This window comes from Bradyrhizobium huanghuaihaiense (genome assembly GCF_007830635.1).
Taxonomy (GTDB): Bacteria; Pseudomonadota; Alphaproteobacteria; order Rhizobiales; family Xanthobacteraceae; genus Bradyrhizobium; species Bradyrhizobium huanghuaihaiense.
The window spans coordinates 231,954-252,250 of record NZ_VLLA01000002.1 but is presented as its reverse complement, the minus strand read 5'-3'; the positions used below and the strand labels follow the sequence as shown (position 1 = coordinate 252,250).

15 protein-coding genes are annotated in these 20,297 nt (G+C 64.7%); 6 read left to right on the top strand and 9 right to left on the bottom strand.

The annotated features are described in order from the left end of the window. Positions 1-240: 240 nt before the first annotated feature. Entirely contained in the window at positions 241-1,515 is a 1,275-nt protein-coding gene (locus IQ16_RS05185; RefSeq protein ID WP_018648065.1) for an acyl-CoA dehydrogenase family protein, read from the bottom strand. Between the two features lie 211 nt (positions 1,516-1,726). On the opposite strand from IQ16_RS05185, the gene IQ16_RS05180 reads away from it, so the two are divergent. Further along, entirely contained in the window at positions 1,727-2,506 is a 780-nt protein-coding gene (locus IQ16_RS05180) for an enoyl-CoA hydratase-related protein (protein ID WP_020608144.1), read from the top strand. A gap of 195 nt (positions 2,507-2,701) precedes the next feature. On the opposite strand, the gene IQ16_RS05175 is transcribed toward IQ16_RS05180, so the two are convergent. Genes IQ16_RS05175 through IQ16_RS05165 form a run of 3 tightly spaced genes read right to left on the bottom strand, consistent with a single transcriptional unit; the run spans position 2,702 to position 4,854 of the window. Further along, on the bottom strand, positions 2,702-3,079 hold the full coding sequence (locus tag IQ16_RS05175; RefSeq protein ID WP_018648067.1) for a DUF6285 domain-containing protein: 378 nt from the start codon (positions 3,077-3,079) through the stop codon (positions 2,702-2,704). Positions 3,080-3,082: 3 nt separating this feature from the next. Continuing rightward, positions 3,083-4,069, bottom strand: coding sequence for a phosphotransferase family protein (locus tag IQ16_RS05170; protein WP_018648068.1), 987 nt, complete (start codon positions 4,067-4,069; stop codon positions 3,083-3,085). Then, the gene (locus IQ16_RS05165; RefSeq protein ID WP_018648069.1) at positions 4,066-4,854 is read right to left on the bottom strand and encodes an enoyl-CoA hydratase/isomerase; all 789 of its coding nucleotides are present in this window, start codon (positions 4,852-4,854) and stop codon (positions 4,066-4,068) included. Before IQ16_RS05165 ends, IQ16_RS05170 begins: the two co-directional genes overlap by 4 nt. Positions 4,855-5,074: 220 nt before the next feature. On the opposite strand from IQ16_RS05165, the gene IQ16_RS05160 reads away from it, so the two are divergent. From IQ16_RS05160 to IQ16_RS05150, 3 genes are all read left to right on the top strand, one after another. Beyond that, on the top strand, positions 5,075-5,854 hold the full coding sequence (locus IQ16_RS05160) for an SDR family NAD(P)-dependent oxidoreductase (protein WP_018648070.1): 780 nt from the start codon (positions 5,075-5,077) through the stop codon (positions 5,852-5,854). A 108-nt stretch (positions 5,855-5,962) separates the two neighbouring features. Continuing rightward, complete coding sequence (locus IQ16_RS05155) at positions 5,963-6,343, top strand: VOC family protein (RefSeq protein WP_018648071.1); 381 nt, start codon at positions 5,963-5,965, stop codon at positions 6,341-6,343. 320 nt (positions 6,344-6,663) lie between these two features. Then, positions 6,664-7,941 (top strand): acyl-CoA dehydrogenase family protein, encoded by a 1,278-nt coding sequence (locus IQ16_RS05150; protein WP_018648072.1) that lies wholly within the window; start codon positions 6,664-6,666, stop codon positions 7,939-7,941. Between the two features lie 141 nt (positions 7,942-8,082). Here the strand turns inward: IQ16_RS05150 and yghU are convergent, their stop codons facing one another. Beyond that, positions 8,083-8,958 (bottom strand): glutathione-dependent disulfide-bond oxidoreductase, encoded by an 876-nt coding sequence (yghU, locus tag IQ16_RS05145; RefSeq protein WP_018648073.1) that lies wholly within the window; start codon positions 8,956-8,958, stop codon positions 8,083-8,085. A gap of 89 nt (positions 8,959-9,047) precedes the next feature. After that, complete coding sequence (locus IQ16_RS05140; RefSeq protein ID WP_018648074.1) at positions 9,048-10,730, bottom strand: flavin-containing monooxygenase; 1,683 nt, start codon at positions 10,728-10,730, stop codon at positions 9,048-9,050. Positions 10,731-10,983: 253 nt separating this feature from the next. Here IQ16_RS05140 and IQ16_RS05135 point away from each other — a divergent pair, with 253 nt between their 5' ends. Together IQ16_RS05135 and IQ16_RS05130 are read left to right on the top strand one after the other, a co-directional pair. Beyond that, positions 10,984-12,117 (top strand): nitronate monooxygenase, encoded by a 1,134-nt coding sequence (locus IQ16_RS05135; RefSeq protein ID WP_018648076.1) that lies wholly within the window; start codon positions 10,984-10,986, stop codon positions 12,115-12,117. 123 nt (positions 12,118-12,240) lie between these two features. Further along, the gene (locus IQ16_RS05130) at positions 12,241-13,749 is read left to right on the top strand and encodes an acetyl-CoA acetyltransferase (protein WP_018648077.1); all 1,509 of its coding nucleotides are present in this window, start codon (positions 12,241-12,243) and stop codon (positions 13,747-13,749) included. A gap of 129 nt (positions 13,750-13,878) precedes the next feature. Here IQ16_RS05130 and IQ16_RS05125 read toward each other — a convergent pair whose 3' ends face one another. The 3 genes from IQ16_RS05125 to IQ16_RS05115 form a co-directional block, all read right to left on the bottom strand. Next, entirely contained in the window at positions 13,879-15,075 is a 1,197-nt protein-coding gene (locus tag IQ16_RS05125) for an efflux RND transporter periplasmic adaptor subunit (protein ID WP_018648078.1), read from the bottom strand. Beyond that, a complete protein-coding gene (locus IQ16_RS05120) occupies positions 15,062-18,241 on the bottom strand; it encodes an efflux RND transporter permease subunit (protein ID WP_018648079.1) in 3,180 nt (1,059 codons plus the stop codon). The genes IQ16_RS05125 and IQ16_RS05120 overlap by 14 nt, the downstream gene beginning before the upstream one ends. A 344-nt stretch (positions 18,242-18,585) precedes the next feature. Continuing rightward, positions 18,586-20,277, bottom strand: a complete 1,692-nt coding sequence (locus IQ16_RS05115; protein ID WP_018648080.1) for a methyl-accepting chemotaxis protein — start codon at positions 20,275-20,277, stop codon at positions 18,586-18,588. Between the last annotated feature and the right edge of the window lie 20 nt (positions 20,278-20,297).

The following is a 20,297-nucleotide window of genomic DNA, read 5'->3' as shown; positions in this document are numbered from 1 at the left end:
CCGGAACCCATAACCCCGGGGAGAGGTTTGACGAGACTCGGAGTTACCAAATCGCCCCAAACCTCTCCCTGGGGTTATGGGTCCCCGCGTTCGCGGGGACGACGCTGGGGAGAGACAACGCGCAACAATGGCGGTGCCGTAGGGCGGCAAAGGCGCAAAGCGCCGTGCCCACGTTTCCTCCACATTAGCGAGAGGTGGTGGGCACGCTTCGCTTTGCCCACCCTACGATAGCTGTGCGCCTCAATGCTTCCCCGGCCCCATATACCCAAACAGGAATCCGGCCACCTTCCGCATCTGGATCTCCTCGCTGCCCTCGGTGATGCGGTAGCGGCGGTGGTGGCGGTAGATGTGCTCGAACGGCTTGTGGCGTGAGTAGCCCATGCCGCCATGCACCTGCATGGCGCGGTCGGCAGATTCGCAGCAGAGGCGGTTTGCAAAATAATTGCACATGGAGACGCGGTCCGACAGCGTGCGCTCGATCTGCTCCTCGGTGAGCTGGTCCATCTCCCAGGCGGTCTTGCGGATCAGAAGGCGCAGCATCTCGGCTTGCGTGGCAAGCTCGACCAGCGGGAACTGGATCGCCTGGTTCTCCGCGAGCGCCCTGCCGAACGGCTTTCGCTCGCGCGCGTATTTCACGCTCTCGTTGATGCAGTAGACGGCGGCGCCCAGCGAGCTCGCGGCTTGGCGGATGCGGTTCTGGTGCACGAAGCATTGCGCCAGCGACAGGCCGCGGCCGACCTCGCCGAATTGTGCATCCTCGGGCACGAACACGTCGGTGAAGCTGACGCGTGGATGGTCGGTCGGCATGTTGAAGGTCCACATGTACTCCTCGACCTTGACGCCGTGGCTCTTTGCCGGCACCAGGAAGCAGGTGATGCCGCGGGCATCGCCGTCGTTGCCCGACGTGCGCGCGAACAGCGCGCAGTGCGTTGCGACGTGCATGCCGGTGGTCCACATCTTCTCGCCGTTGATGATCCAGCCCTTGACGTTATCGCGGGTCGCGGGCACCGCGCGCGTCTCCATGTGGGTGGCGTCCGAGCCGTGATGCGGCTCGGTCAGGCCAAACGTGATGCGATACTTGCCCCGGATCGAGCCGTCGATCATCGCCTTCTGGTCGTCGCGGCCGTAGCGGTCGAGCATGGTGACGACGGGGAAATTGCCGACGATCGAATGCTCGTTCTGGAGATCGTTGTGCAGGCCGAGCCCCTTCGCGGCAAAGTGCTCGCGGATCACGGCCATCCAGAGGTTGGAGCCGTCCTTGCCGCCATATTGCTTCGGCACCGGAAAGCGCAGATGCCCGGCGGCGTCCGCGAGATCCTTGGCCTTGCGCAGCAACGCTTCCCATTCGTGCCGCGGCAAGCCGCCATTCTCGAAATCGGTGCGCGCCCATTCGCGGCGGTGGTCGAAGAAGCGGATGTTGTCGTCGGCCTCCTCCAGCGGCTTGATCTCGCGTTCGATGAAACGGTCGAGCTCTCCGAGATAGGCGACGAGGTCGGCAGGCAATGAGAAATCCACGGTTCTCTCCCGGATTGATTTTATCGTTTTGCGTTAAGGCGCTACGCAGATTTTTGCTTCGCATGATTAAGGTGAGAAGAGCCCATGCAAGTCAAGCAAGCCGAGACGTGCCGGCCGCGCAAAGCGCTTTGCGCAATTCGATGGTGCTCCGGCGTCGGCGCGCGGTAGTATGACGCCAATATTCCTTCACGAGAAAATGCGGGAGCGCGCGATGGAGCTGAAATTTTCCAAGGTGGAACGCAAGGGACCGATCACGATCGTCACGTTGTCGCGGCCCGAGGTCTACAACGCGCTGCACACGGATGCGCATTTCGAGCTGCAGAAGGTATTCGACGATTTCTCGACCGATCCCGAGCAGTGGATTGCGATCGTCACAGGCAGCGGCGACAAGGCGTTCTGCGCCGGCAACGATCTGAAGTGGCAGGCCGCCGGCGGAAAGCGCGGCTGGGACAAGGGCGGCTTTGCCGGCCTCACTGCGCGATTCGACTGCGACAAGCCGATCATCGCCGCGGTGAACGGCGTTGCGATGGGCGGCGGCTTCGAGATCGCGCTCGCCTGCGACCTGATCATCGCCGCGGAGAATGCGACCTTCGCCCTGCCCGAGCCGCGCGTGGGCCTCGCCGCGCTCGCCGGCGGCCTGCACCGGCTGCCACGGCAGATCGGGCTGAAGCGCGCCATGGGCATGATCCTCACCGCGCGCCATGTCAGCGCCAAGGAAGGTCTTGAGCTCGGCTTCGTCAACGAGGTGGTGCCGCAGGGCGAAGCGCTCGTCGCCGCGCTGCGCTGGGCCGAGATGATCAGCAAGAACTCGCCGATGTCGATCCGGGCGTCGAAGCAGGCCATTCAGCGCGGGCTTGGCGTGTCGCTGGAACAGGCGATCGCGGAGCAGCGCGACTATCCGGCCGTGCAGGCGATGGCGGCCTCGCAGGACTATATCGAGGGCCCGAAAGCGTTCTCGGAGAAGCGGCCGCCGAAATGGGTGGGGAAGTAACGCGGTTTTTCCATCGTCATTGCGAGCGCAGCGAAGCAATCCAGAATCTCGCCCCGGAGGCAGTCTGGATTGCTTCGTCGCAAGGGCTCCTCGCAATGACGGCGGATGGAGTGCGTAGGATGGGTAGAGCGCAGCGAAACCCATCAATGGCAGGGCAAGGTGCGAGATGATGGGTTTCGCTTCGCTCTACCCATCCTACGGATTGCGCCCCAGCTCCCGCTTGTACGACGCATAGTTCGGCTGATCCACCGCGAGCTTGTCCATCGTGGTCACCCACAGATGCTCGGCTAGGCCTGGAGTTGCGAGATCGACCTCGCCCTTGGCGATCCGCTCCGCCAGCACGCGGTTGAGCTCGGTCACCGAGCCGTCGATCCCGAGCAGCGCGCGCAGGCGTTCAACCTCCTTCGCAGCGCTCCCCTCCTCCTGCGTCAGCTGTCGCGTGACGAGATCGAGGATGTTGATGGCGACGCGCAGCTTGAAGGCCTGATGGCCGGAGATCAGCGGCGTGATGTCGCTGCGGAGGAAATCGGCGACTGACTTGGTCAGCTCGACCGGGGTCGGCTCGTCCTGCATGTATCAACTCCCGCGCGGCGCCAAGAGCCGCAACAGATCGATCTCGGTCTCGGAGGCGCGGCGGCCGATCATGGCGCGCTCCATGGAATGGTCCGGGCCCTCGCGAAAACGCTGCATCATGCCGCCGCACATGATGCCCCAGCGCAGCGTCCCCATCACTTCCCAGAACTTTACGCGCGCTGCGTCGACCTTGCGGCCGGCGGCCGCGTAACCGGCGAACAGCTCCTCGCGCGAGCCAAAGCCGCCGACGGGCTTGTCGATCTCGCCAAAGCGCCAGGAGTTGACGCAGACCCAGCCGAGATCCTCCATGGGGTCGCCGAGATGGGCCAGTTCCCAGTCCAGCACGGCGCGGACACCGTCGGGGCCGATGATGAGATTGCCGTTGCGGAAATCGCCGTGCACCAGCGTGGTCTCGACTGAGGGGCCGGGATCGTGGTCGCGCAGCCAGCGCAGCGCCAGCTCGAACACGGGTTTTGGCCAGTTCAGGCTGCGATAGTCGCGCTCGAACTCAGATATCTCCTGGGTCGCGCCGCGGCTGCGCAGCTCGGGCAATTTGTCCTGCGGCAGCCTGTGCAGGCCCGCGAGAATGCCGCCGATCTGCCGTGCGAGCAGCGGCCGCGCCGCGGCAAACTCCTCATCGCGAAGAATCTTGCGGGCGATGGTCTCGCCCTCGACCCGCTGCATGATGAAGCCGGTGCCGAGATCGTCCTCGGCCGTCAGCACGTGCATTACGCGCGGCGACGGCACACCGACTTCAAAGGCAAGCTGCATCAGCTGCGCCTCGGCGGCGAGGCCTGCCGCGCGTGTCGGGGCTGCGCCATAGCCCTTCGGCGAGCGGCGCAGGATCGCGCCGATCGGCCCATCGGGATGCACGATGTCGAAGCGCCAGGTCTCCTGGCTGGCGCCGCCGGAGAGCTTTGCCGCGCCGGTGACGCCGGTCGCGCCCTTGCACCAGCGCTGAACGCTGCGGGAAAGCTCCGTCTCGATCATTTGCCCTTGAACTGCGCGGGACGCTTCTCCAGGAACGCGCCGACGCCCTCGCGAAAATCCTGGGTGTCGCCGGCGCGGAGCTGGCACTGGAATTCGAGGTTGAGCTGATCCTCGAAGGAATTCTCCGGGCTGTCCCAATAGAGCTTGCGGATCAGCGCCAGCGCCACCGTCGGGCCACTGGCAAGCTCGCGCGCGAGCTTCATCGCTTCCTCCATCAGCACGCCATCGTCGTAGACGCGGTTGACGAGGCCCCATTCCAGGGCCTTCTCGGCCGGCAGCCGCTCGCCCATCAGCGACAATTCGATCGAGCGCGCCTTGCCGATCAGGCGCGGCAGCAGCCAGGTCGAGCCGCAATCCGGCACGAGGCCGATGCGGCGGAAGGCTTGCAGGAAATATGACGAGCGCGCGCACAAAATCATGTCGCCGAGCAGTGCGAAGCTCATGCCGGCGCCGGCGGCCGGGCCGTTGACCGCGGTGATGATCGGACAGTGCAGATTGCGGATGCGGCGCAGGAAGGGATGAAAGCCGGTCTCCAGCGTCAGGCCGGCCTTGGTCTTCTTCGACTGGTTGTTGCGCCCTTGCAGATTGGCGCCGGTGCAGAAGGCGCGGCCCGCGCCGGTCAGCACGATGCAGCGCACCTCGTCCTTCTTCTCCTCGATCGTGTCGAGCGCCTCGGCAAGCCCGCCGAGCATGTCCATGGAGACCGCGTTCATCACCTCCTGATGGTCGAGCTTGAGGATCGCGACCGAGCCATCGAAATCGAGCGTGACGTGTTTGAACTGCATTGTTTCCTCGTCAGTTGCGGCCTGCGTCAGTTTCGCAGACCGGAATTACTTTTTTGCCGGGGCGCATATTTGATTTTTGGCGCGGTCTTGTCCATGGTGACGAAAGCATACCCCACCGTCATATCGCACGATCTTGCGCGCACCGGCTGACGCGCGCCATACCAAGAAACCTTGCCAAGAAACCTTGCCAAGAAACCTCGCCAGGACCAGGAAACGCGCCATGAACATTTTCGACCTCTCCGGCCGCGTCGCCGTGATCACCGGCGGCAATGGCGGCATCGGGCTCGGCATCGCACAGGCGCTTGCCGGCCAGGGCTGCAACGTCTCGATCTGGGGCCGCAATGCTGACAAGAACAAGGCTGCTGCCGCGAGCATGGCGGGGCTATCAGGCAAGGTGGATACCCGCGTTTGCGACGTCACCGATCCAGCTTCCGTGAATGCCGCGATGAAGGCCACGCTCGACACCTTCGGCCGGGTCGACGGCTGCTTTGCCAATGCCGGCATCGGCGGCGGCGGCCGGCGCTCCTTCATCGAGCGCACCGAGGAGGAATGGCGCACGATGTTTGCGACCAATCTCGACGGCGTCTTCCACGCGTTCCAGGCCGCCGCGAAACACATGACCGAGCGCGCCAATGCCGGCGATCCCTTCGGCCGGCTGGTTGCGACCTCGAGCCTCGCCTCGATCTTCGGCACCGCGCGCAATGAGCACTATGCCGCGACCAAGGCCGCGATCAACGCGCTGGTGCGCGCACTCGGCGTCGAGCTGGCGCGGCACGGCGTCACCGCGAATGCGATCCTGCCCGGCTGGATCAGGAGCGACATGACATCAGGTCTCATGGCCAACGAAAAATTCGTCGCCAACGTGATGCCGCGGATTCCCCAGCGCCGCTTCGGCGAGGCATCCGACTTCGGCGGCATCGCGGTGTACCTGATGAGCAAGGCGTCGTCCTATCACACCGCGGACACGTTCGTGATCGACGGCGGCTATACCGCGTTCTGATTTCGTAGCCCGGATGGAGCGAAGCGCAATCCGGGATTTCCAAAAGCAAGCAAGACCCGGATTTCGCTGCGCTCCATCCGGGCTACAAACTCTGAGGGGAATGGGCAAATGTTCTCACACATCATGATCGGCACCAACGATCTGGACAAGGCCAAGGCGTTCTACGACAGCCTGCTGAGCACGCTCGAGGTGCGCCCGGCCAAGGTCGACGGCCATCGCATCTTCTACTTCACCAAGACCGGCGTGTTCTCGGTGTCGAAGCCGATCAACGGCGAGCCGGCGACCTGTGCGAACGGCGGCACCATCGGCTTTGCCGCCAACTCGCCGGAGCAGGTCGACAAATGGCACGCAGCCGGCGTCGCCGCCGGCGGAACGCCGATCGAAAATCCGCCCGGCATCCGCGAGGGCGCGGGCAACAAGCTCTATCTCGCCTATCTGCGCGACCTCGACGGCAACAAGATCTGCGCGATGCACCGGATGCCGAACTGAGCTGGCAACTCCACACGCGGTGTCGTCCCCGCGAAAGCGGGGACCCATAACCACGGGGAGCGGTTATGGCGCTAGCTGGCAACTCCGAGCCTTCGTAAAACGATTGCTACGGCGTATGGGTCCCGGATCTGCGCGCGCTTGAGGCGCGCTTGTCCGGGACGACGTCGGTGAGAGACCTCGCCCATTCAAACAACATTTCAAACGCCCTCGCGATATTCCATCGCGTGGCATGGCTCCGCGTGAAAAATACGCGCTCGCACTTTGGCGTCGCTACGACTATTCTTCCGGCCAACGCGAACTCAGCGCCCCCGGGAGGACCAATGACAAAACACACCTACATTCCCCGCACCACCAACTACACGCTCAATCCGGGCGACGAGCTCAACGATCTGCGCATGTCGGACCAGGTCCGGCCGCTCTACGATCACGTCAGGAAATTCATCCGCGACACCGTCGAGCCGATGTCGATCGAATTCGCCAAGGCGGGCGAAGGCAAGGAGGATCGCTGGAGCTTCACGCCGAAGCAGCTCGAGGTGCTGGAGAAGGCCAAGAACAAGGCCAAGCAGGAAGGCCTCTGGAACTTCTTCCTGCCCGATGACGACACCGGCCAGGGCCTGAAGAATCTCGACTATGCCTATATCGCGGTCGAGCTCGGCAAGAGCCCGCTGGCCTCTGAGACCATGAACTGCTCGGCGCCGGACACCGGCAACATGGAGGTGCTGGAGCGCGTCGGCACCAAGGAGCAGAAGGAGAAGTGGCTGAAGCCGCTGCTCAACGGCGAGATCCGCTCCGCCTATGTCATGACCGAGCCGAACGTCGCCTCCTCCGACGCCAAGAACATCTCGACCACGGCAAAGCTCGTCGGCGACGAATGGGTCATCAACGGCGAGAAATATTACATCTCCGGTCTCGGCGATCCCCGCTGCAAGATCCTCATCGTGATGGTGAAGACCAATCCGGACGCGGCGCCGAGCAAGCAGCAGTCGCAGATCCTGGTGCCGCGCGACACGCCCGGCGTCGAGGTGCTCGGCCCCATGTATGTGTTCGGCCAGGACCACGCCCCGCGCGGTCACATGCACATGCGCTTCAACAATGTGCGCGTGCCGAAGGAGAACATGCTGCTCGGCGAAGGCCGCGGTTTCGAGATCTCGCAGCTGCGCCTCGGCCCCGGCCGCATCCATCACTGCATGCGCACCATCGGCAAGGCCGAGAAGGCGCTTGATCTGATGGTGCAGCGTGGCCTCACCCGCGAAGCCTTCGGCAAGAAGATCGCCCATCTCGGCGGCAACATGCAGATCATCGCGCAGGCGCGCTGCGAGATCGAGGCGATGCGGCTGATGGTGCTGAAGGCCGCCAAGGCGATGGACGTGCTCGGAAACAAGGAAGCCCGCGTCTGGGTCTCCATGGTCAAGGCCATGGTGCCCGAGCGCGCCTGCAAGATCATCGACCAGGCCATCCAGATGCACGGCGCCACCGGCATCTCGCACTGGACCCCGCTCGCCGAGATGTACCAGGACGTGCGGCACCTGCGGTTCGCGGATGGTCCGGACGAGGTGCACTGGATGGTGGTCGGCCGCCACGAGCTGAGCATGGCGTGAGCCGCGAGATGCCGTAGGGTGGGCAAAGGCGCGCACTTCGCGCGCCGTGCCCACCATCACGGGCCTCGCAAGAAGTGGTGGGCACGCTTTCGCTTTGCCCACCCTACGAGCTCTCCGCACGCGGAGAGAGGCGAAGAAGGGCTACGTCGCGGGCGCGAGCTTGTCCTGCGTCTTCGTCTCGAAATCGCCGGCGTCGTGGCGCTCGTGGAGTTGGCTGGCGGGATCGCCGGAGACGCGGTTGACCATGCGGCCGCGCTTCACGGCCGGGCGCTTTGCGATCTGGTCGGTCCAGCGCTGCACGTGCTTGTAGTCCTGCACGGAGAGGAATTCGCCGGCGCCGTAGACCAGCCCCTTGGCGAGCGCGCCGTACCAGGGCCACACCGCGATATCGGCGATGGTGTACTCCTTGCCTGCGAGATATTCGTTGTCGGCAAGGCGACGGTCGAGCACGTCGAGCTGGCGCTTGGTCTCCATGGCGAAGCGATCGATGGCATATTCGATCTTGAACGGCGCATAGGCGTAGAAATGCCCGAAGCCGCCGCCGAGATAGGGCGCGCTGCCCATCTGCCAGAACAGCCAGGACATCGCTTCGGTGCGGGTCTTGATGTCCTTGGGCAGGAAGGCGCCGAACTTTTCGGCGAGGTAGAACAGGATCGAGCCGGACTCGAACACCCGGATCGGCTCCGGACCCGAGCGGTCCATCAGCGCGGGAATTTTCGAGTTCGGGTTGATGTCGACAAAGCCGCTGCCGAACTGGTCGCCATTGCCGATCCTGATCAGCCAGGCGTCGTATTCGGCCCCCTTGTGGCCGAGCGCCAGCAGCTCCTCCAGCATCACCGTGACCTTCACCCCGTTCGGGGTCGCCAGCGAATAGAGCTGGAGCGGATGCTTGCCGACCGGCAGCTCCTTGTCGTGGGTGGGGCCGGCGATCGGGCGGTTGATGCTGGCGAATTGCCCGCCATTCTCCTTGTTCCAGGTCCAGACTTTGGGCGGCACGTAGGCGGGGGCGTCGGTCATGCGGGGCTCCGGCGGAAAGATGCGCCTGCATTAATTAGCCCTGGGAGGGCCGATGACAAGCCCTGCCGGCTCTGCGTCCGGCGCGGGCCTCAAGCCGGCGTCATGCAGCCTTGACCTACCCCGTCACGGCCTGGCGCGGCTGCATCGGCTTCCATCACGAATCCCTCATACCCCTTCGCCGCGACCTCGTCGCAGATCCGCCGGTAAGTACCAACGCCGCCGATATAGGGCATGAAGATGCGCGGCTTGCTCGGGATATTGGCGCCCATGTACCAGGAATTGGCCTGCGGATAGAGCGTGCCCTGGGCGACCTCGTTGACGTGCGCGACCCATTTCTCCTCCGCGTCCCCTCCCGCTTCGATGGTCGCAAGGCCGCGCTTGCGCATGTTGGTCAGGCAATCGGCGATCCAGTCGACATGCTGCTCGATCGACACGATCATGTTCGACAGCACCGACGGGCTGCCGGGGCCGGTGATGATGAAGAGGTTCGGAAAGCCGGCGCTCATCAGCCCGAGATAGGTCTTTGGGCCTTCCGCCCATTTCTGGTTCAAGGTCCAACCCTCCCGGCCGCGAATGTCGATCTTCGCAACCGATCCGGTCATGGCATCGAAGCCGGTGGCCAGCACCAGCGCGTCGACCTCGTGATCCTTCCCCGCGACACGAACCGTATGCGCGGTGACCTCCTCGATCGGCGTTGTCTTGATGTCCACCAGCGAGACGTTCGGCCGGTTGAAGGTCACGAAATAATCCGTGTCGATACAGATGCGCTTGGTCCCGATCGGATGGCTGTTCGGCTGCAGCAGCTTTGCCGTCGCTGGGTCTTTGACGATCTCCGTGATCTTGCCACGCACGAAATCCGCGGCGGTGTCATTCGCAGTTCGGTCGAGGCCCAGATTGTTATAGGCATACATGAAGGTGAGACCGCCGTGCTCCCAACGCTTCTCGTATTTGCCGCGCCTGGTATCGTCGCTGTCGTCGAGCGCGCCCCGATCGGGCTGCTCTGCAAAAATGCCGTTGCGCGCGACCTCGCGGGCGAAGCGGCGGACCTCCGGATAGTTCTTGCGGAACGCATCGCGGTCCCCGGCGGAGAGCGCGGCGTTGCGGGCGGGAATCGAGAAATTCGCGGTGCGCTGAAATACGGTGAGATGTTTCGCCTGCTCGGCGATGATGGGTGCGGACTGGATGCCCGACGATCCCGTGCCGATCAGGCCGACGCGCTGGCCGCTGAAGTCCACGGGCTCATGCGGCCAGTTGCCGGTATGGTAGACGGGGCCCTTGAAATTTTCGAGGCCGTTGATGTCGGGCTTGCGCGCGTTCGAGAGGCAGCCGGTGGCGAGCACGACGAACTGCGCTTGAACCGTCCGGCCGTCGGAGATCGTCACCGACCAGCGCTTGCCGCGCTCATCGAACACTGCGCGTTCGACGCGCGTGTCGAACTGGATGTCGCGGCGCAGATCGAAACGGTCGGCGACATGGTTGGCGTATTTCAAGATCTCTGCTTGCGGCGCGTATCGCTCGCTCCAGTCCCATTCCTGCTGGAGCTCCTCGGAGAAGGAGTAGGAATATTGCATGCTCTCGACATCGCAGCGCGCGCCGGGATAGCGGTTCCAGTACCAGGTGCCGCCGACGCCGCCGCCCTGCTCATAGACCCGTGCCGAGAAGCCGAGCCCGCGCAGGCGATGCAGCATGTACATGCCGGCAAAGCCTGCGCCGACGACGACCACATCGTAGGTCTCCGCGGCCTCGGCCGGACTCGACTGCGCTGGCGACATCGGTTGGCGCTCCCTCGTTGTTTTCTGTTGTTGTGCACCAGCATTCTCCGGGGCATGCCGAAGCGCAAGAGGCAAATCGGCACGGCCAGGCTTGCTTATTTTGTGCAGCGGAATGGCTCAACCGGCACACGGCGCCTGCACGCAAGATGCGCGACCGAATCCGGCATGGCATCGCAGGCAATGATGAGCTAGCGTCGAACGGTCTTCGCAGCGAAAGCAACAACAGCAACGCGAAGATGCCGGGGAGAGAGCCATGAAATCGCCGATCTGCGACATGCTGGGCATCGAGTTCCCGCTGCTCGCTTTCAGCCATTGCCGCGATGTCGTCGCCGCCGTCAGCCGCGCCGGCGGCTTTGGCGTGTTAGGGGCCACCGTACACACGCCCGATACGCTCGAGCGCGAGCTGACATGGATCGACGATCACGTCGACGGCAAGCCCTACGGCGTCGACGTGCTGATCCCCGAGAACATCTCCACGGCGGGCGAGAAGGACGTCACCTGGAAGAGCCTCGAAGCGCGCGTGCCGCAAGAGCACCGCGACTACACGCGCGATCTTCTGAAGAAATACGATATCGAGCTGACCACCACGGAAGTCGCAGACAATCAGCCGCAGCCGTTCGACGGGAAGACCGCACTTCAATTGCTCGAGGTGTCCTTCAATCATCCGATCCGCCTGATCGCAAATGCGCTGGGCGTGCCGCCGAAGGCGATGATCGAGATGGGCAAGACGCACGGCGTGCCGGTCGCAGCGCTCGTCGGCGCCAAGGAGCATGCGCTGCGCCAGGTCGCGGCCGGCGTCGACATCCTTGTGGTGCAGGGCACCGAGGCCGGCGGCCATTGCGGCGAGGTCTCGACAATGGTGCTGGTGCCGGAGGTGATCAAGGCGATCAAGCCCATCCGCGACGTGCCGGTGCTGGCGGCCGGCGGCATCATGACGGGTCGGCAGATGGCGGCCTGCATGGCGATGGGCGCGGCCGGCGCCTGGACCGGATCGGTGTGGCTTGCGACCGTCGAGGCGGAGACCACGGAAATCTTCCGCGAGAAGATGATCGCGGCGTCCTCGCGTGACGCGGTCCGCTCGAAGGGACGCACCGGCAAGCCGGCACGGCAGCTCCGCTCGGTCTGGACCGATGCCTGGGACCGTGCGCCCGAAAGCCCCGGCGCGCTGCCGATGCCGCTGCAGAGCATCGTCAGCCGCGACGCCTTCAACGCGATCGATCGCGCGGCCGCAAGCGGCAACGCCAAGGCGCGCGATCTCGTCAGCTACTTCGTCGGCCAGGGCGTCGGGCTGATCGACAGCGTGAAATCGGCCGGCGCGGTGGTGCAGGAGTTCAAGGAAGATTTTGCCGAAGCCGTCGAACACATGAACGCGCTGGTGGCGGAGTGATAGCCCTCTCGTCATTGCGAGCGTAGCGAAGCAATCCAGACTGCCTCTGCGGAAAGATCCTGGATTGCTTCGCTGCGCTCGCAATGACGAAACAACTGACATCGTGAATTGAAGCAAGAAGAAATGGCAAATACCCCCGAAGACCGCATCCCCGTCATCGTCGGCATCGGCGAGATCGTTGACCGCCCCAAGGAGATCACCGAGGGCCTGGAACCGCTGGACCTGCTTGAGCAGGCGTTGCGGCGCGCCGAGCGGGATGCCGGCGCGAAGCTGCTCGGCGAGGTGCAGTCGCTCGACGTCGTCAACTTCCTGAGCTGGCGCTATCGCGATCCGGAGAAGCTTTTGGCGGAGCGGCTCGGCGTCTCGCCCCAGCATTGCTATTACGGCCCGGTCGGCGGCGAGAGCCCGATCCGCTACATCCACGAGGCGGCCAAGCGCATCGCGCGCGGCGAATGCACCGTCGCCGCGATCTGCGGCGCGGAGGCGCAGTCGACCGCGACCAAGGCGGAGCGTGCCGGGGTCAAATTGCCATGGACGCCGTTTGCCCATGACGTCGAGGAGCCCAAGCGCGGCGCGGCGTTTCAGAAGCCGCTGGCGGTGAAGCTCGGCGTGTTCCGGCCCGTCACGGTCTATCCATTCTACGAGGCCGCCTCGTCCGCCCATTGGGGTCAGACGCCGCGCGACGCGATGGCGGAGTCAGGCACGCTGTGGTCGCGCTATTCGGAAGCCGCGGTGCAAAATCCAAATGCCTGGCTGAAACGGCGCTATGCGCCTGAGGAGATCACGACGCCGACGGCGGACAACCGGCTGATCGCCTGGCCCTACAACAAGCTCATGGTCGCCAATCCCAGTGTCAACATGGGCGGCGCGCTGCTGCTGACGAGCCTCGCCAAGGCGCGCGCGGCAGGCATCGCCGAGGATAAGCTGGTCTATCCCCTCGGCGGCGCCTCGGCGGAGGAACCTCGCGACTATCTGCTGCGCGACCAGTTCTACGAGAGCCATCCACAGAACGCCGTGCTGAAAGCGGTGATGGACCTCGCCGGGGGCGATGGCAGAAAATTCGACGCGATCGAGCTCTACAGCTGCTTCCCCTGCGTGCCCAAGATGGCGCGGCGGACGCTGGGCCTGGGTGCCGACGTGCAGCCGACCGTGACCGGCGGTCTCACCTTCTTCGGCGCGCCGCTCAACACCTACATGACGCACGCGGCCTGCGCGATGATCCGGCGTGTGCGCGATGGCGCAAGGCTCGGCCTGCTCTATGGGCAAGGCGGCTTCGTCACCAAGCATCACGCGCTGGTCGTGGCGAAGGCGCCGACGCGCGAGGCGCTGACGCAGGAGACGAGCGTGCAAGGCGAGGCCGATCGCAACAAGCGCGCGGTGCCGGAGTTCGTGACGGAAGCCTCGGGCAAGGGCAAGGTCGAGAGCTTCACGGTGCTCTACGGCCGCGGCGGCGATGTCGAGCACGGCGTGGTGATGCTGCGCACTGCGGATGATCGGCGTACGCTGGCGCGGATTCCGGCGAGCGATAGTGCGACGCTGGGGCATTTGCTCAACACGGACCACACGCCGGTGGGCTCGCTCGGCGAGATCACGATGGCTGTCGATGGTGTGCCGGGGTGGCGGGTGGCGTAGCTTTGTAGGGTGGGTTAGCCGAAGGCGTAACCCACCACTGTTCGTATCCGCGGAGACAGAAGTGGTGGGTTACGCCATGCGAACTGCGCTTTGCGCAGTCGCAAGGCTAACCCACCCTACGAAAGCGCCCTAACTCTTCGGCGGCTGCTTCTCCGACGCCGTCGCCGGCTTGCCCTTGGCGCCGACGACGCGCACCGCATCGCCATCCGCAAGACCGTCCGGCGGGGCGGTAATGACACGATCATCGGCGGCGATGCCCGAGGCGAGCTCGATCTCGCGGCCGAGATCGCGGGCGATGGTCACGGTCTTGAACAACACCTTGTCGTCCGCCCCAACCGTCGCAACGCGCAGGCCGCTGCCGTTGAAGATCAGGGCACTGGCGGGAATGCTGAGCGGGGCGGAGTCGCGCTGGAGGTTCAGCTTCACGCTGGCATAGCCGCCCGGCATCAGCTCGCCGCTCGAATTGTCGAGGCCAAGCTGCATCCGTGTCGTGCCCGAGGCAACGTCGACGGCCTGCGAGGAGGCCTCCACTGTCGCCTGGAAAGTCCGGTTCGGGTACTCCGGCAGCGTGATCGTCGCCTTGGCGCCGATCTTGATCGCCGGCACGTAGTTCTGGGGCACGTTGACGTAGACGCGCAGCTTGGTGATGTCTGATATCACGAACATAGCCGGGCCAGAGCCGCCGCCGGCATTGATCAGCGCGCCGACGTCGGTGTCGCGCGCGGTGACCACGCCATCGAACGGCGCGGTGATCTTCTTGTAGCCGGCCAGCGCTTCCAGCCGCTCGACATTAGCCTTGCCCGAGTTGACGGCGGCGTTCTTGTTGGAGAGATCGGCGGTGCGCTCGTCGATCTCCTGCGCGGAGACGAAGTTGGAGGCGACCAACGTCTTGCGTCGGTTCAGCGTCGCTTCCGATAGCCTGGCGCTGGCCTGCTGGCTGGCAAGGTCGGCGCGGGCCTGCAACAGCTGCTGGTCGAGATCCGGCGCCTCGATTTCAGCGATCACCTGCCCGGCCTTGACGCGGGCCCCCATGTCGGCGCTCCAGCTCTTCAGGTAACCCGACACGCGCGCGAAGATCGGGGCACGGTAGTAGGCTTCCAATCGGCCCGGCAGATCGAGGATGGCGTTGAGCGCCTTGGCATTCGGCAGGGTCACCGCGACGCTGGGAACCGCCTGATCATCGGTCCATTCCTTCAGCTTGCTGCCCTGCTCCTCACGAGCGCGAATGCCGGTGCCAACGACAAGGCCTGCCGCAATCAGCACCACCACGCCGACAATGCCCAGTTTCCGGTGCGACACCGCCGAGCGGGATTCAGTGGGCGACATGCGGAGTCTCCAATGAGGCGGCGGCTTTGGCGCCTTGTTTCTTGTGGACCATACTGAACACCACGGGAACGAACATCAGCGTGGCGAAGGTTGCAAAGATCAGGCCGCCGATCACGGCGCGGCCGAGCGGCGCGTTCTGCTCGCCGCCCTCGCCCAGCCCCAGGGCCATCGGCGCCATGCCGATGATCATGGCGAGCGCAGTCATCAGGACGGGGCGGAACCGGACGAAGCCGGCTTCGAGTGCCGCCGCAATGGGATCGCCGAGCTCCTCGTAACGCTCGCGCGCGAAGGAGATCACGAGCACGCTGTTGGCGGTGGCAACGCCCATGCACATGATCGCGCCGGTGAGCGCCGGGACCGACAGCGTGGTCTCCGTCATGAACAGCATCCAGACGATGCCGGCGAGCGCGGCCGGCAGCGCCGTGATGATCACGAACGGATCGGACCAGGACTGGAAGTTCACGACGATGAGGAAGTAGATCAGCACGACCGCGCCGAGCAGGCCGAACAAGAGGCCGGTGAAGGCGCTGTTCATGGTCTGCACCTGACCGAGCAGCACCACGGAAGAACCCTTCGGCACCTCCTTCGCGGTGTCGGCGATCACCTTCCGGATGTCGGCGGCGACCGCGCCGAGATCGCGGCCCGAGGTCGTCGCAAAGATCTGCACCATCGACTGGATGTCGTATTGCGACACCACCGCGCTCGAGGTCGAGCGCTTGATGTCGGCGATGCCGCCGAGGATCGGCGACTGCGCGTTGCCGGCAGCGGTGATCGGCAGCGTCTGCAGCGCGCTGAGCGAGTCGATCTGGTATTGCGGCGTCTGCATCACGATCGAGTAGGACACGCCGTTATCAGGGTTGAGATAGTAGGTCGGCGCGACCTGCGATGAGCCGGCGAGGTTGACCACGAGGCTGTTGGTGACATCGCGCTCGGTCAGTCCGACATATTGGGCGCGGGTGCGGTCGACGTCGATGTTGAAGGTCGGATTGCTCGGCGATTGCTGGATGCGCGCATCGGCGACGCCCGGAATGCGCCGGACCTTCGCCAGCAGGCTGTTGGCGTAAGCAAAGTTGGCGCTGAGATTGGCGCCGCGGATTTGCAGGTCGATCGGCGCGGGCGCGCCAAAATTCAGGATCTGGCTGACGATGTCGGCCGGCAGGAAGGCGAAGCTGACGCCGGGGAAGAGCCGCGGCAATTGCTCACGCAGCACCTTCACATGCTCCTCGGTCGGCTTGTGTCCCTCCTTCAGCTTGATCTGGATGTCGCCGTCCTGCGGACCGATCACGCCGGTGTTGTTGTAGGTCATGTTGATGCCGGAGATCGGCATGCCGATGTTGTCGGTCATGGTCTCGATCTCGCCCGGGATCAGCTTGCGCACCGCCTTCTGCACGTCGGCGAGCTGGTTGGCGGTCTCCTCGACGCGCGTGCCGACTTGGGTGCGGACATGCATCAGGATGTTCCCGGCATCGACCGCGGGGAAGAAGTTACGCCCGAGGAACGGCACCAGCGCGAAGGACGCGCCGACCACGCAGATAAAGCCGATCACGAACACGCCGCGATGCGCCAGCGCCAGGCCGAGGAAATCGTGGTAGCCGCCGCGAACGCGCTCGAAGCGTTTCTCGAAACCGCGCTGGAACCAGACCAACGGATTGCGCGACTTCGGCGGCTCCCCCTCATGATGGACATGCGCCTTGAGAAGGTAGTTCGCCATGGTCGGCACCAGCGTGCGCGACAGGATGAACGACCAGATCATCGCAAACATCACGGCTTCCGCCATCGGCACGAACAGGAAGCGCGCGACGCCGGTGAGAAAGAACATCGGCACGAACACGATGCAGATACAGAGCAGCGAGACGAAGGCCGGCGTCACGATCTGGTTGGCGCCGTCGAGGATCGATTGCTCGACCGGTTTGCCCTGCTCCAGATGGTAGTTGATGTTCTCGATGGTGACGGTGGCGTCGTCGACGAGGATGCCGACCGCGAGCGCGAGGCCGCCGAGCGTCATGATGTTCAGCGTCTCGCCGATCGCCGACAGCATGATGATGGCGCCAAGCACCGAGAGCGGGATCGAGACCGCGATGATGATGGTCGAGCGCCAGCTGCCGAGGAACAGGAGGATCATGACGCTGGTCAGCAGCGCCGCGATCACGCCCTCGAAGGCGACACCCTCGATCGCGCCGCGGACGAACACCGACTGGTCGCCGATGAAGCCGATCTTCAAGGCGTCCGGAAGCTGGTCCTTGACCTCGATCACCTTCTGCTTGATGCCGGCGATGATATCGAGCGTCGAGGTCGCGCCCGCCTTCAGCACCATCATCAGCACCGAACGGTTGCCGTCGACATGGACGATGTTGGTTTGTGGCGGATTGCCGTCGCGCACGGTCGCGACGTCGCGCACATAGACCATGGCGCCGTTGACGGTTTTGATCGGGAGGTTGCCGAGCTCGTCGATCCGGAGCGGCGAGTTGTTGAGCTGGATGTTGTATTCGAACTGGCCGATCTTCTGGGTGCCGACCGGCGTGATCAGGTTCTGGGCGGCGAGCGCATTGGCGACGTCCTGGCCTGATAGCCCGCGGGCCTGGAGCGCGGTCGGATCGAGATCGATCTGGACCTGGCGCTGCTTGCCGCCAAAGGGGTATGGGATCGCCGCGCCAGGCACGGTGACCAGCGGCGTGCGAAGCTGGTTGATGCCGATGTCGGCGAGGTTCTGCTCGGTGAGGCCATCGCCCGACAGCGCCACCTGGATGATCGGCACGGTCGAGGCCGAGTAGTTCAGGATCAGGGGCGGCGTTGCGCCCGGCGGCATCTGCTTGAGCAGCGTCTGCGAGATCGCGGTGACCTGCGCGTTGGCGGTGCGGATGTCGACGTTCGGCTGGAAGAAGATCTTGATGATGCCGAAGCCGTTATAGGAATTGGCCGTGATGTGCTCGATGTCGTTGACGGTCGTCGTCAGCGCGCGCTGGAACGGTGTGGTGATGCGGCCGGACATCTGGTCCGGCGGCAGGCCGGTGTACTGCCAGACCACGCCGATGACGGGGATGCGGATGTCCGGGAAGATATCGGTCGGTGTCCGCAGCGCTGCGAGCGGTCCGATGATCAGCAGCAGGAGCGCCAGCACGACAAACGTATAGGGCCGGCTCAGGGCAATACGGACCAGAGCAATCATGCGCCAGGCAATTCCAGGTCAAGCAGGGATACGGAGTCCGCCCCCATGGGGATCCTCATTCCCCTTTACCCGAGCACCGCCGGAAACGCTAATTACCAGGCACTATCCTGCATTCACTTCCCTGCTACCGCACTGCGAAATTGGCATCGCAGCCATGCGAGGGGGAAACGGAGGATGCCGCGCCACTGCGTCACCGTCACCCTGAGGTGGCCGCTTCTTCAGCGGCCCTCGAAGGGCGACGGCCCGGCTGCATCGCGGGCCGTTCATCCTTCGAGGCTCACCCCGGTGCGCAAGTGCGCCCCAGGGATCACACCTCAGGATGACGGAGTTGGCTGCAACTTAGCTTACGCCGCGCGGACGTTGGTCAGGAACTTGCTGACCTCGTTCTTCAGCCGGTTCGAGTCGTTCGACAGCATCTGCGCCGCCGACAGCACTTGCGAGGAGGCCGTGCCGGTCTCGGTCGCGCCGCGCTGCACGTCGGTGATGTTGGAGGAGACCTGCTGGGTGCCCTGCGCCGCCTGCTGCACGTTGCGGGCGATCTCCTGGGTCGCCGCGCCCTGCTCTTCCACGGCCGCTGCGATCGCCGAGGAGATTTCCGACAGGCGCTCGATGGTCGAGGAGATCTCCTTGATGGCGCCGACGGAGTCGTTGGTCGCCGCCTGGATGCCCGAGATCTGCTGGCCGATCTCGCCGGTCGCCTTCGCGGTCTGCTCGGCGAGCGCCTTCACCTCGGAGGCGACCACGGCAAAGCCGCGGCCGGCTTCACCCGCACGCGCCGCCTCGATGGTCGCGTTCAGCGCCAGCAGGTTGGTCTGGCCGGCGATGGTGTTGATCAATTCGACGACATCGCCGATGCGGGAGGCCGCCTTGGAGAGCTCGCTGACGCGCTCGGTCGTCGCGCGGGCCTGGCCGACGGCATCGCCCGCCATCCGCGCCGATTCCTGCACCTGACGGCTGATCTCGCCCACGGACGAGGCCATCTCCTCGGTGGCCGAGGCCACGGACTGCACGTTGGTCGAGGCCTCCTCCGACGCGCCGGCCACCGTGGTCGCCAGCCGCTGGGAGCGGTCGGCGGTCGAGGTCAGCGTCGAGGCGGAAGCTTCGAGCTGGGTCGAGGCCGACGACACCGTCTGGACGATCTCGCCAATCATCGTCTCGAATTCGCGGGTGATGTTGTCGACACGGCGGCCGCGCTCGATCTTGGCTTCGGCGTCGGCCGCAGCGGCCTCGTCAGCAGCCTTCTTGGCGATCAGCGCTTCCTTGAAGACCTGGAGCACGTCAGCCATGGCGCCGATCTCCGTCTTCTCGCCGCGATGCGGGACCTCGGCGGAGAGATCGCCCCTGCCCAGCGCCTGCATCGGCAGTGTGATGGAGTTGATGCCGCTGGAGACGTCGTGAACGAGATAGAAGCCGACGCCGACGCCGGCGATGACGGCGGCGCCGAGAATGATCGAGAGCAGCATGAACGCGAAGGAATAGCTGCTGTCCGCGTCCCGGGCGGCCTGGTCGCCACCTTTGGTGTTGAGATCGATGTCCTTGCGCAGGATTTCGTCGGACTGGATGCCGATCTTGTTGGCGGTCTTGACGTTCAGCTCATGCGACTCGTGCGGGACCTTGCCAACCTCTTTGCGCGACAACGCAAAGACCTCGTCGGCGCTCTTCTTGTAATCGTCCCACAACTTGGACCATTCGGTGTAGAGCGCCCGCTCCTCCGGCGAGGTGATCATGGTCTCGTAGCTCTGGCGGGCCTTGGCCAGGGTCTCGCTGGTGGTGACCGCAGTCTTTTCCATCGCGAGCTTTTCTTCCAGGGTCTCGGCCAGCATGTGCTCGCGGACCACGCTGCGATAGGTGATGACCGAGGCCCGGAGCTCGCCCAGCACCCGCACGCTCGGCATCCAGCTCGTGGTGATGTCGACCGTGTTGGCGTTCATCGACCGCATTTTCATGACAGCGAGCAGGCCCATGCCGGCCATCGCGACCAGCAGGAACGCCAGGACACTGATGATCTTGGCGCGGATGGAAATGGTGGCGAGCATAATCGGGTCTCTTTGTGCTG